This is a genomic window from Maribrevibacterium harenarium (genome assembly GCF_006385675.1).
Taxonomy (GTDB): domain Bacteria; phylum Pseudomonadota; class Gammaproteobacteria; order Pseudomonadales; family Marinomonadaceae; genus Marinomonas; species Marinomonas harenarium.
Genome location: NZ_VFRR01000015.1, coordinates 1 through 13,093 on the forward strand (window position 1 = coordinate 1; position 13,093 = coordinate 13,093).

Annotated in this window: 10 protein-coding genes and 1 pseudogene; 6 read left to right on the forward strand and 5 right to left on the reverse strand. The window is 47.5% G+C overall.

Translation table 11 applies throughout. The features are described from left to right. Positions 1–99 precede the first annotated feature (99 nt). A pseudogene (locus tag FJM67_RS09005) lies at positions 100–294 on the forward strand (SMP-30/gluconolactonase/LRE family protein); the annotation flags it as partial. A gap of 101 nt (positions 295–395) precedes the next feature. Here the strand turns inward: FJM67_RS09005 and FJM67_RS09010 are convergent. The 3 genes from FJM67_RS09010 to FJM67_RS09020 form a co-directional block, all read right to left on the reverse strand. Further along, positions 396–1,376 carry a TauD/TfdA family dioxygenase gene (locus FJM67_RS09010; protein ID WP_140588587.1) on the reverse strand — a complete coding sequence of 327 codons (981 nt, stop codon included), beginning with the start codon at positions 1,374–1,376 and terminating at the stop codon, positions 396–398. 174 nt (positions 1,377–1,550) lie between these two features. After that, positions 1,551–2,675 (reverse strand): Gfo/Idh/MocA family protein, encoded by a 1,125-nt coding sequence (locus tag FJM67_RS09015; protein WP_140588588.1) that lies wholly within the window; start codon positions 2,673–2,675, stop codon positions 1,551–1,553. A gap of 30 nt (positions 2,676–2,705) precedes the next feature. After that, positions 2,706–3,422, reverse strand: coding sequence for a GntR family transcriptional regulator (locus FJM67_RS09020; RefSeq protein ID WP_140588590.1), 717 nt, complete (start codon positions 3,420–3,422; stop codon positions 2,706–2,708). A gap of 313 nt (positions 3,423–3,735) precedes the next feature. Between FJM67_RS09020 and FJM67_RS09025 the strand changes: the two genes are divergently transcribed. The 5 genes from FJM67_RS09025 to FJM67_RS09045 all read left to right on the forward strand — a co-directional run bounded on the left by FJM67_RS09025 (position 3,736) and on the right by FJM67_RS09045 (position 8,756). Continuing rightward, positions 3,736–4,638, forward strand: coding sequence for an aldo/keto reductase (locus FJM67_RS09025; protein WP_140588591.1), 903 nt, complete (start codon positions 3,736–3,738; stop codon positions 4,636–4,638). Positions 4,639–4,680: 42 nt separating this feature from the next. Continuing rightward, positions 4,681–5,235, forward strand: a complete 555-nt coding sequence (locus FJM67_RS09030) for a TRAP transporter small permease (RefSeq protein ID WP_140588593.1) — start codon at positions 4,681–4,683, stop codon at positions 5,233–5,235. Positions 5,236–5,284: 49 nt separating this feature from the next. Continuing rightward, complete coding sequence (locus tag FJM67_RS09035; RefSeq protein WP_140588595.1) at positions 5,285–6,574, forward strand: TRAP transporter large permease; 1,290 nt, start codon at positions 5,285–5,287, stop codon at positions 6,572–6,574. Between the two features lie 41 nt (positions 6,575–6,615). Continuing rightward, positions 6,616–7,686: a TRAP transporter substrate-binding protein gene (locus FJM67_RS09040; protein ID WP_140588596.1), complete on the forward strand. Its 1,071-nt coding sequence runs from the start codon at positions 6,616–6,618 to the stop codon at positions 7,684–7,686. A 74-nt stretch (positions 7,687–7,760) separates the two neighbouring features. Next, complete coding sequence (locus tag FJM67_RS09045) at positions 7,761–8,756, forward strand: YeiH family protein (protein ID WP_140588598.1); 996 nt, start codon at positions 7,761–7,763, stop codon at positions 8,754–8,756. 48 nt (positions 8,757–8,804) lie between these two features. Here the strand turns inward: FJM67_RS09045 and FJM67_RS09050 are convergent, their stop codons facing one another. Both FJM67_RS09050 and FJM67_RS09055 read right to left on the reverse strand, forming a co-directional pair. Further along, entirely contained in the window at positions 8,805–11,675 is a 2,871-nt protein-coding gene (locus FJM67_RS09050; RefSeq protein ID WP_140588599.1) for a ligand-binding sensor domain-containing protein, read from the reverse strand. 248 nt (positions 11,676–11,923) lie between these two features. Beyond that, positions 11,924–13,054 carry a DUF4147 domain-containing protein gene (locus FJM67_RS09055; protein ID WP_140588601.1) on the reverse strand — a complete coding sequence of 377 codons (1,131 nt, stop codon included), beginning with the start codon at positions 13,052–13,054 and terminating at the stop codon, positions 11,924–11,926. Between the last annotated feature and the right edge of the window lie 39 nt (positions 13,055–13,093).

The window sequence follows — 13,093 nt, forward strand, 5'->3', positions numbered from 1 at the left end:
GCATTCATATTGTGTGCTCCGTGGATGAATAGACGAAACACAGTTTGGGCGGGGTTAAGCGCGAAAACTAGAGGCTGATTTAGTGACGCTTACGGTGAAACTATAGGAGAATATCGCTTTCCCGCGTCCCAGGTAAGCTGCCCAGCTTTCGGTGGCCCTGACAACCGACACCTCTATGTTACTACTGCTGCTGAAGGTTTAACTGCTGAGCAAATTGCCGGGGAACAGGCTGGCCAAGTATTCGTTACGCAAACAGAATGCTCCGGTAAACCGGAGCCTCAAGTTATCCTTTAAAATTTAGACCCTCTTAGTGGAGGGTCTGACTGCCACCTGCTGTAGTCTGAAGATTAGGCTAGGCAACACCATTCAATTATCTACTAGCCACGTAATTGCCATTATTTAAAAGAAATAGAAGCCAATATACGGCGTTCGCCTTCAAATGGCTGCCGGGCATGAAGTACAGTGTGGTTGTTCACCCACAGCACATCTCCAGCTTGCCAAGGAAAGTTGACGCATAGTTCGTCCATTTCTTGCACGAGTTGATCCAATACCGCTTCATCCATGGGTTCACCATCAGCAGTGGTCACCGCCTTTTTACCCTCATTGCGGGCGTCGTTCCAACCGGTAAAAACAGCCACAATAGAGTTGAAAAAGACCTTTTGTTGAGTTTCTTCATCAAAGCGAATTGCAGGCAGAACGCGAGTCTCGGTACGCACGTCGCCATTTTCTAACCATTCCCAATTCATGCCAGCTTCGCGCATTTTTTCTTCCGCCTGTTCTTTTGTCGTAACATGAAAAGTGTCTTTCCACGAACGGCCTATAGCTGAGCTATTGTCGGTTGTTTCTGGCATTACCCGTACATAGCGCACCCCCTGTTCTTCCACCTTCTTGGCGAATTCTGGGGCGATCTCAAAGAAGCGTTGGCAGATCTCTGCAGAGTGCAGTATAGAGGTTGCACCGCCTTTGGCAGCGGAGGTTTCGCAATAGAAGAAAATATAACCAGGAGGTGTCGGAACTTGCGCCATTTCGTGGTGGAATGGGATTTTCTCCGAGGCTGGGGATTCATTCGCCGTCACAATGCGCGATTGCGTAACTTGAGCCCGGGGAGCAGCGCCGCCCACATAAGGCATATTTTGATAATCCGTTTGATCTAGCATTTGCTCAAAATCTTCGGAGCTAGCCACAGGAAAGCCTCGGAATAGAAGTGTCCCGTGTTTAATCAAATGATTATGTAGTTCTGTTTTATGCTCGGATATCCACTGAAGAAACGCGGCTTTGTCTGTTTTTACGGCATCGTTATGTGGTACCACCAGTAATGGAAAATCCAACCCATTTACTTGTTTTTGTTCTGCAAGTTTGGAAATTGCCACACTCATAATTGCTCCCCTAAATTGCTACTAATTAAATAAAGAATTCATTTATTGATATGAATCAATAGTAGATGAATTATAAATCACTCTAATCGCTGCTGAGAAAAAAGTAAATCAATAGTGAATGAATTTTATGTAAATTTTACCTTTTCCATTCTTAGCTATTGATTTACTTATATTTTATTTAAACGAAAAGCCGGACTCAGTGATCTCGACAGCCTGACCCGTTTGCGCAGAATGCTGGGCAGCTAAGCCTATTACCACTGCTTTTAGTCCGTCTTCGATCGAGACATCAACAGGTTGCCGTTGTGTGACTGCCGCGAAGAAACCAACGTGCTGATAATAGGTCGAGCCGTTATGGTCTCCGGCGGCTAACAGCGTATCATCGACGGGGATGTCGGCCTCAATTGGCCCTTTGGGATGGCGCGGGCTGAGTATGACCTTGGGTACCGGTGCCTCACCTAGCGTTTCAGTTGGCCAGAAGCGTCCAGGTCCTGGTACAAAGCATTCTAGTTTGGCTGTAGGGCCGATGGCGCAGATTTCCTCTTGGTAGCGAGATCCTTCAGCGAACATATTGAGATCCAAGCAAGCACGTTTACCGTTGGCAAAGTCTACGATGACAAAAGCATTGTCGATGATGTCTGGCGTTTGTCCGGCGTAGCTTTCATCCAAATGATTACAGTCTTGACCGGTTGAGGCGTAAACCCGTTTAGCTTCACTTTGTGTGAGCAAGCGCATTAGGTCGAAAAAGTGACAGCATTTTTCTACCAGTGTACCGCCGGTTTTAGCGTTGAAACGATTCCAGTCATCCACTTTTTCTAGGAATGGGAAGCGGTGCTCGCGGATATTGAGCATCTTCAGGTCACCGATATCGCCAGCGAGTAATTGTTCTCGAAATTTCGCAACGGGTGGCATATAGCGGTATTCCATTGCAACCCAAACTGGCGCAGGATGGCGACTGGCAGCTGCCCGTACCTTTGCTATTTGATCCAGACTACTTACTACTGGTTTTTCCACCAAAATGGGGAGGTGAGTACGTTCGAATAATGTCAGTAGTTGGTCTGCGTGCTGGTAGTTGGGTGTAGCGATTACCAGGGCCTCAAGTTTCAGGTCAGCCTTCAGCATTTCTTCCAGCGTGTCAAAAAAGATCGCATCGGGCACCAATTGCAAACAGCTTTGCCGCATCTGAGCGTTGGGCTCAGTGATCGCAACGACTTCAGCTCCGTCTATAAGGGCAAGGTTGCGCAGGTGCTCCTGCCCCATCATGCCACAACCCAGAATGCCGTACCGGACGGTTTTTCCCATGGTATAAACCTCTTATTGTTATGAGTTGGTTTAATGCCATCGGGCAATGTACCTACATCTGGTTGGGTCATACCAAGTAAAAGAAAATTCCTCGATAAGACCCTCATTCGACCAGCTGCGACGATGCACCTTTGGCAATATTGTTTCTTGGGGTAATCCCAAGTGATCTGTCACCCAATTTGGAGCGACAGCGCAGTCTATTTCATCCTCTACCCGACTGATCCAAAACGAAAAGTGATCTCGGTAGTGCAAGTACAAGGATTCATGTAAATCCTTGGGTTTAAGATTTGGAGCGTGGGCATGCTTAAACCAAATTTGCTCCATTGCAACAAGCTCCCGATTTAGGTAACGGGCTCGTTTTACACACCAAAGCTTGTCATCACCCGCTACCCCTAACTGTTGCCGAGCAAAACTATCATCATCTATGCTCACAGCGAGAGTATCTGCGGTAGGTACGCCGCCTCCGGTAAGTGTTTCCAAATGAAAAAACTGATAAATGGCGCGTCCCCCCGGAGCTCGCTTTACATAGTTACCAGAGCCCTGGCGACGCTCAAGTAAGCCATCGTCTTCCAATTTTTTCAGTGCTTTACGCAGTGTGCCAACTGCTACTCCAAGGGTTGCCGCAAGTTCCGCCTCGATTGGCAGACGATCTCCTGCTTGCCAGTGACCGGCAGCGATCTCTCGGTGCAACAATTCACTGATTTGGATGTACAACGGCAACTGTTTGGTCTTGTTTTTTTTATCCATAGCGCTTTCCGATACTGTGTTTCTGCATTGGTATTATCTTACCTGCCGTTGCTGTCACTGTAAGCATAAAGCGCCATCGGCGATGATTTTTCCCTACAAAATCGCCGTCATCTGTCTGCATTTTTCCTCTTCGAGGAGATTTTTTTTAAAATTCATTCACTATTGATTTACATCATTAGAATACACTGTTAGGGTAAATATACAAGCTCCTGACAAGCCGATTCCTACTACGGTGTCTATGACGGGAGTCAAAATAAAAACAAATCCAAAGAAAATGGCCGTTGATAGGCTTTTCGAAATTGGGAGATCCGTAATGCAAAAGGTGCAAATTGGTAGTACACAGGTTCAGTTGAGTCGACTCGTGTATGGCGTGTGGCGGTTAGCCGATGATAGTGATGTCACTTTGTCTCATGTAAATAAAAAGATCGATTTGTGTCTCGAGCAAGGAATCAGCACCTTTGATCATGCCGATATTTATGGCGACTACGAGTGTGAACAGTTATTCGGCCGTGCTCTAGCTACTGGCGGGGCTCGACGGGAACAGATGCAATTAGTGTCAAAGTGCGACATTGCACTGTTATCCGAGAAATTCCCAAATCGCCGAGTCAAATTTTACGATACCAGCCCAACTTACATTACTCAGAGTGTGGAGCAAAGCTTACGTAACCTGCATACCGACTATCTAGATTTGCTTTTGATTCATCGTCCAGACCCGTTTATGGATGCGGCGCAAACGGGAGCAGCATTAGATGCTCTTGTGGACAGTGGCAAGGTACGTGCAGTAGGAGTGTCGAATTTCAATGTATGGGACTGGCGTTTGCTACAAGCGAATATGCGTCATCAATTAGCGGTCAATCAAGTGGAGATGAGCCTCCTCAAACAGGATGCCTTCATTGATGGCACCCTAAGTGCCATGCAGATTGATGGTTTAACACCAATGGCTTGGTCACCTTTAGGTGGTGGGGCACTATTCGGGGATACGCCTGCTGCCCAGAGACTGCGTGATGTCTTTCATAAAATCTCGGCAATTACTGGTGTGACTGACGATCATATTGCGCTAGCTTGGTTGTTGGCACACCCTGCGAATATCTTGCCAGTAGTCGGCACCAACAATTTAGAACGAATCCAAAAACTGTCCCAAGCAGTAAGCGTTCATATGGAAAGGGAAACTTGGTTTGAACTCTGGACTGCTGCTAACGGACAAGAAGTGCCTTAAGACTATTCGAAAAAAAGAATAACAAGATTGGGAGAACGTCTCATGGCTCTGTTACACACTTTGGTGGCGTGGTTAACGTCCCTTAATTTGCTGCTACATCGCATCGGTAGAAATATTGCTTGGATATTGGTTGCGCTAATGATTAGCGTGATTCTGTTGCAGGTATTTTGTCGTTATGTATTGGGTAATGCTCTGCCTTGGCCAGAAGAAGCGGCTCGGGCACTTATGATTTGGATGATGGCGATGGTGGCTGGAGAGGCCTATCGTAAGGGCTCTTTCGTTGCCATTGACATGTTTCTCTATGCCTTACCCAGAAGAGCGTCAAGTTTGCTAAAGCTTTTGCTCTTACTCACTGCTGGTGCTGTCTTGGTAAAACTTTCCATGATGGGGGTTGAGTTCTTCGAGCGAGGATTCCGCTCCCGTGCCGCCTCCATTCATATTTCACGTGCATGGATCTATTTGGCAATGCCGGTGTGTTTTATCACCATGCTGCTGGCGAATATCGAATTATGCCTCAGGGAAATTGGGGTGTTGTTTGGGCGTCGAGACGATTTTGCATTACGCGGCGAAGTACGTGCTGACGCTACAGCAGACTAATCAATAAGCTCATCTGACAGAACTTACAATAACAACAAGAGACAAAACTATGTTAGCGCTGTTCTTACCTCTATTTTTAATTCTGCTGCTTATCGGGATGCCGGTCTTTTTCGCCATGTTGGCAGCGCCGGGAATTATGCTGTACGCCACCGGTATGGAACGGGACATTTCCCTACTATTTCGGAATATCTACAACGGTATAGACTCCTTTCCGTTAATGGCCATTCCGTTCTTCATGTTGGCCGGAGAACTGATGAATCGGGGTGGCATTACGATGAATCTGGTGCAGTTTTCCCAATCATTTATTGGTCATGTTCGCGGCGGGTTGGCTCACGTCAACATCCTATCTAGTATGCTATTTGCCGGACTTTCCGGTTCAGCAGTAGCTGATACTTCGGCAATTGGCTCGATGATGATTCCAGCCATGGAGAAGAATGGCTATTCGCGTAAATTCGCAACGGCTATCACCGCAGCTTCTTCGGTAATCGGACCAATAATCCCCCCATCCGGCATTATGATTATTTATGCCTATACCATGGAAGTCTCAGTAGCCGCCTTATTTGCCGCTGGTATCGTCCCTGGAATCTTAATTGGCCTCGGACTGATGGCCATGGTTGCCATGATGGCGAAGAAATATGATTTTCCGGTGGCTGGCCCCAAAGCAACTTGGCGTGAGCGGGGGAGTGCCACACGTAACGCGGTGTTTCCTTTATTCGCTCCGGTGATTATCTTGGGGGGAATTATTGGTGGTGTGTTCACACCAACAGAGGCATCTGCCGTAGCGACTGCCTATGCATTGATTATCAGTGTGTGGGTAATGAAAACGGTCAAGCTGAAGGATTTACCGGATATCTTTATTAAAGGAGCCAAAGCATCAGCTGTTGTGTTGCTGCTAGTTGGGTCCGCTATTGCTTTTAAAACGGTCGTTAGCCTGTCTCACAGCGCAGAGATTCTCGCAAATTGGGTGTTAACCATAAGTGAAAACCCACTAATGCTACTGTTTTTGATCAATATCCTGTTGTTCATTGTCGGTATGTTTTTAGATGCTGGTCCGGCCATCATTATCTTAGGGCCGATTCTGGGACCCATCTTTGTCAATCTGGGAATCGATCCAATTCATTTTGCCATCATTATGAGCGTGAATCTGACCGTGGGACTGGCTACGCCACCTATGGGGTTGGTGCTGTTCGTGGCCTCCAGCGTGTCGGGCGAACGCATCGAAACTATCTCCCGAGCAATTCTGCCGTTTTTGGCAGTCGAAGTTGCCGTCATATTTCTGGTGACTTTCTTCCCATCTCTATCGATGACAGTACCTAGATTACTAGGGCTGGCGACCTGATAGACATAACGCAAAGCAAAAAACCAAAAGAGGACTGATCAATGTTCACGAAAACAAAAATAAATGGTGTGGTTGCCGCTACGTTAATTGGTGCTGGAGTTCTGCTATCTGGCTTAAGCCAAGCGGCGGAGTTTAACCTGCGTGCGGTGGCAAACTCTAACGAGAATGACGAAGACTACGACGGTTTGGTCGTGTTTAAGGACTTTGTAGAATCTCACTCCAATGGGCGCATCGGTGTAGATATCTATATGGGCACTCAGCTTTGTGGCAACGGTGTAGAATGTCTGGAGGGATTGGAGTATGGATCGCTAGATATTTACATCTCGACATCTGGTGGAGCATCAGCCATGTACCCTTATGTACAAGTGTTGGACTTGCCTTATGTACTGCGTGATGACCGTATTGCTGAAGAAGTGCTAACCGGTGATTTCACCCGTGAATTACGTAAACAAATTCTCGAAGATTCGGATAATACCGTACGCTTGATGACCATCGGTAACACAGGTGGCTGGCGTAACTTTGCGAATACCAAACGTACAATAAAAGAACCGGGTGACCTGAAAGGGTTGAAGATCCGTACCGTGGTATCCGATTTACCGCAGGAGTTAGTACGTTCGTTGGGGGCAAGCCCAACGCCAATTCCATGGGGTGATTTGTTCACTTCATTCCAAACTGGTGTTGTTGAGGGGTCAAAAAATGGTATCACCGACATCATGGGCATGAAGTTCACTGATGCTGGTCTCAAATATGTCACCCTAGATGGTCATGCGTACATGTCTGCTCTTTGGTACATGAATAACAATACGTTCATGGACTTGCCTGAAGACCTGCGTCGTGTAGTCGTCGACGGTTTTTCAGCCCTGCAACAAGCTACCTTTGCTTCGCCAAAGCGTAAGTCAATCGCGGCATACAAAGCCTTTAATGAAGCAGGGGGTGAGCTTTATGTACCAACGCCTGAGCAAAAAGCAGAGTTTGCCAAAGCTGCGGCCCCAGTTTATGACTGGTTCAAAGAGAACGTAGAAGACGGCGAGAAGTGGTACAACCTGCTGAATGATGCCGCGCAAAAAGCGGAGCAAAAAGTCGCAGCCGAGTACGCTGCTGATCTTAAGTAATACCTACTCATATTAGGGGCAGTGTTCTCTGCCCCTTTCTCCAACAACTTGATACTTTCCTAAATGGGTGATTTATGTTCAACCCAATTGGCTTTTTTGCGCCCAAAATTCGTGGTGTGATGCTAGCAGCAATGATGGGGCTATCGGCAGCGTTCCTTAGTGAGCATTATGGTGCCCCAGTGATGCTGATGGCACTGCTACTTGGCATGAGCTTTAATTTTATGTCTGAGTCAGAGGCAACCGTAAAGGGCGTCGAGTTTAGTGCAACAACCATCCTTAGAGTCGGGGTAGCGCTCCTCGGGGCTCGTATCACCTTCGGCTCATTGACTGATTTTGGTGTTCCCATATTAGTTGCAACGGCGACCTTGGTTGTTGCCGTCATTTTGCTTGGAGTTGTGCTTGGGAGACTAATGAAGTTACCCGCCAATATGGGTCTACTGGGGGGATGTGCTGTCGCTATTTGTGGTGCATCCGCTACTGCCGCAGTGGCAGCCATTTTACCTAAAAGCCAAGATGCTGATCGGTCCGTCGTGTTCACTATCGTGGGTATTACTGCAATGAGTACTACGGCGATGATTTTTTACCCGATGCTAGCAAACTGGCTGGGAATGGATGAGAGGGCCATCGGATATTTTTTGGGAGCAACGATTCATGACGTTGCCCAGGTAGTCGGGGCTGGCTATGGGGTATCTGAATATGCAGGAGACACGGCTACGGTGATCAAACTGTTTAGAGTCGCTATGCTGGCACCTATTGTATTTTTTCTGGCGCTATTTTTTGCTCGTCATCAATATGAAAGTCGGGCAACGCGAACCTTCCCAATACCGGGTTTTCTAGTGGTGTTCATTCTGCTTATGTTGGCAAACACTATGGGATTAATCACTCAAGATCTAAGTGAGATGGTGGCTAGTCTATCACGATGGTGTCTGATCGTGGCGATTGCCGCGATTGGTATGCGTACCCAGCTAAATAAACTACGTAAAGTCGGTATGGCCGCTATCTTACTGCTGGTTATAGAGACCATTTTTATGGCTGTGTGTGGCTCTGCGTTGGCACTAATGTTTTTGTAGGATGAGAACCGCCCGATGAATTACTAGTATTCACCGGACAGTGATGGATTACCAATGCACAACTCGGTTACGCCCACTTTTCTTAGCTCGATACAGCGCTTTGTCAGCGAGTTGCAGTAGCTCGCTGTAATTTCTGCTTTGAGAGCTACTGGCGACACCGATACTCACGGTGACACTTAAGCGCTCCTTGCCAATATCTACTTGAGTCTGAGCAATGCTGTTGCGAAGTTGTTCGAATTGCTTAAGCACGGACTCGGTGTCACCGTAAACTAGACAGGCAAATTCCTCACCGCCCCAACGTGCGGTAATGTCTAAATTCGGGAAATGCTTTAACGTGTCTGCAACAGCATTGATTACCTGATCACCAGCCACGTGACTGTAGGTGTCATTAATCTTCTTGAAATGGTCAATATCTAGAATCGCCAAGGTAAGTGGGGTTTCCGCGCTAGTATTGCTTAAGTGCTGACGCAATGCAGTATCAAAGGCACGTCGATTGGCAAGTCCAGTTAATACGTCTTCGTTACTTAGGCGTTCAAACTCTTCTGATTGCTGACGCAAGGCTTTTGTTTGAATATCGACTTGTTGCTGGAGGTGACGCTCTCTCTGTTGCAATGAGTAGATGCGTAAGTAAATGATGGCGCCCAAACCAACCAGTGTAATCAATACTAGGCCAACGCGTACGTCCGCACGCTGCCACCAAAATGGTTCTACCGTGAATGCGTAGTGAAAATCTGCCTCACTCCAGGTGCCGTAAGGATAACGAGCCGCGACGCGAAATTCATAGTTTCCCGGTGGTAAGTTGGTATATTCCGCGACGCTTTGTGCTCCTTTAAAGCTCCAGTTCTCCTCAAACCCCAATAATTGGGTGCGGTATTCCAATCGACTTGGCATCAGGTAGCCTAGTCCTGCATAAGAGAAACGAATACGGTCTGTGCCTGCTGGTACAATATTGTCATGGGATGGATTAATAGCGTTCTCGCCAAAGGCGACTTCTTCGATCACCACCGGAAGTAGATATTGATCTGCCTGACTAAGTGCAAATGGATTGACCCGAGAAACACCTAATGCCGTTGCTACATACATATTGCCATCTGGGGACATTGTTAAAGCAGGGTTGGAGCCACCATTAGCTTGGCTGCTTCCCATGCCATCCCCACGTCCAAATCGATCAAACGGGATAGTCGCTTGTTTCCCATCGGCTACATTATGAGCTTGATCATAGGGAATACGCCACAAGCCACGGTTGCTAGATAGCCACAAGCTGCCGCTGTTGTCTTTTACAACTTGGAAGAATTTGTCGATCGGGAGTCCATGGGAGCGGCTTATGATAGCCAACGATTGATCCGCTTGTTTGAAGCGAATAATGCCACGGTCGGTTGCTATCCACACAAAGCCGGGCTCGATTTGAAAGCCGAAGCTAAACTGGGCTTCTTCGTAGTCTTCAATCGGCAGTGCAGTGACTTTACCATTCTCGATATAACCGGCACCAATACCCGTACCAAACCAGATACGACCAAATTCATCTTCTGCTAAAGCCACCACATAGTCATCAGGCATAGCGCTATTGGCTTTGGTGTAGATTTGAACCTGTTTCGTAGCTACGGAATAATGTGCTAGACCAACTGGCGTGCCAAACCAAAGGTCGCCACTTTTATCCTGCAATATGGCGCGTACTTCTGTAGTTGGTAATCCTTCAGCCATACTCATAAATGGAGTGAGTTGATCTCCAGCAAGTCGATAAACTCCATGTAAATAAGTGCCCACGAGCACATCGCCATTTTTTAGCGACGCTAAACTTAGGACTGATAACGTTGGCGCTGGCGCTGGAGTAAATGAGCGGATCTGATCACCAACGATAAGGTTTAAACCCGCATCTGAGCCAACTAAAACGCCTTCGTTCCCATAGGGCAATACCGCTCGAACGAAGTCACCATAGAGCCCATCTGTTTTGGTAAAGGCAACAAAAGGGGCTTCCCGTAAGCGCATCAAACCGCCATTTGTTCCGACCCAAATACTGCCTTCTAGATCTTGGAAAATAGAGATGACCCGGCTATTTGGTAGTCCATCAGCGACCTCCATGCGTTCCACGATCTCCCCATCAACTCGAATCAGACCAGAGGCGATGGTGCCCAACCAAAGGTTGCCATCGCTGTCTTCTTCAATGACAGTAATCGATTCGTTAATCAGGCTTTCATGGACTGGGGTAAGAACCTGATTATCCATGCGCCAAGCTCCCATTTCTGTCGCAACCAGCAGTCGCCCTTGGCTATCGGTGGCAACATGCATGATGCGCTTTGGCGTAATCCCATCAGGGAAATGAACGGGTTGCGCCTTTTCATCATGAATGCGGTATAGACCTAGATCTGTTGCCGCATAAATATCCCCATTGGGGAGTTGGGTCAGGCGATAGCCGCTGAAACCAGTAACGATGGCTTTCTCGGCTGCATATTGGTGGGTTGCTGTGTACTCACGTTTAAAAATTCCTTTGCCTTGAACGGCAATCCAGAGATTTTTAGCTTGGTCAATCATGACGTGATTCACTAGGCTAGTTGCAGCTGGTTGCGGAAACCAGTCATAGCTTTCGCGCAGGGTCAAACTCCCTCGAGCACCGCCTATCCAAAGCTGGTTATTGCTGTCTGCGACCAAAGCTCTCGTGCCAGAATCCAGTATGCCGTTAACCGCATCGCGCCCTAAAAGCTTAAAGTCTCGACCATTGTATTGCGCTACACCTTCCCATGTAGCAAACCAAAGATAGCCGTCTTCAGATTGAGCAATGGCATTAATGCTATTGTGAGGTAAGCCATCGTTAGAGGTCCATGTTTCGATAAAATAATCAGCAAGTTTAGCTGCATAGCTGGTTGATCCTGCCAACATGACAACTAATACTAAAGCTGACGACAACCAGCTGCGCATATTCATGGGAAACTCCCTTTCAGTGACTTTTTTAGGCGGATATGGGAAAGCTGACAAACTCGTGCCGCAGGCTGTGCATCCGCTTTGATAAATGCAGACCAAGATGATAGGAGATAACCGTGGAGCGTACCAATATATAGTGGTTGCTTATGGTATGAGTTTGGTAAAGATTTGATATAACTCGGTACTTTAAAGCAAAGAAACTCCCCCGGACGTTATTGATCGCCGGGGAGAGCTTTTGTTATGCGAAAAGGTTAGCTCACGATCGCAACCACAATATCCATGACATTGGTGTTGGTAGGTCCTGTTATAAAAATGCCGCCGTGTTCGCGGAGGTAAGTTCCCGCATCGGCACGTTTAAGCGCATTATTTGCTCCTGCAACATCCGTTGCCGTGGTTCCATCGACGATACCGCCAGCTGCATCGGTTGGACCATCACTACCATCGGTGCCAGCGACTAAAATGGTTACGTCATTTCGACCTACAATATGTTGTGCTAAACCAAGCGCTAACGCTTGGTTACGGCCGCCACTGCCTGGGTTTTCAGGTAGTTTTACAGTGGGTTCGCCACCGAAAATATAGACGCCAGTTTCTGCTTGTGCGATTTCTTTACCCAAGCGCTCAGATAAGACGGCAACATCATCGTATAGGCATTCCCGATTTTGTTTTACCTCAAAGCCGAGTTCGCTTGCCTTGGCGGCTGCAGCCAGTCGGGCCACTTCATTGGTGGCAATTAAATCAATGCTAGATTGGGTTGGGCATCGCTTAGTGTCGCCGGTGCCAGAGCCAATGGTGCTAATGCTATCACCTTCTACATCGGAAATGGCTAGCACGCGAACTTCTTTTCCCTTGAAGTTTTCCAGCAATTTACCATCTTTGATCAAAGAGGTTTCTTTGCGGCGCGCGTTAATTTGACCGATGTTAAAACCTGCCGCCAGCATTTGATCGGTCAGTTGCTGCCAGTCTTCTAGCGTCACGTCATCAGGCAACGCTTCGGATAGGGCGGATGTACCCCCCGATACCAATAGCAATAAATGACTGCCGATCGGCATTTCGTTTACTGTCTCTAGCATCTTTGTACCGGCATCTAACGAGTGCTGATCCGGTACGGGGTGCGCAGATTCAATGACAGTAACATTTTCTGCTGCCCACATTGCTGCGTCAGTGTGATCGTATTTTGTGACCAAGAGGGCAGGGCAGTGATAGCCTAATGCGGCTAACGCACCGGCACACATACCGCTCGCTGCTTTTCCAACGGCAATGATTTGGTCGGGTTTAAAGTCATCAAATGCACTTACTGCTCGTTGGGTTGCGTTGTAACCGGCAACCGCATCAATGGCCGCATTAAAAATGGCGATGGCAGACTCTTTTTCTACGGTTTGCAAATCTACTCTCCTTTATACGCTTTCCAGCATAAGAACATA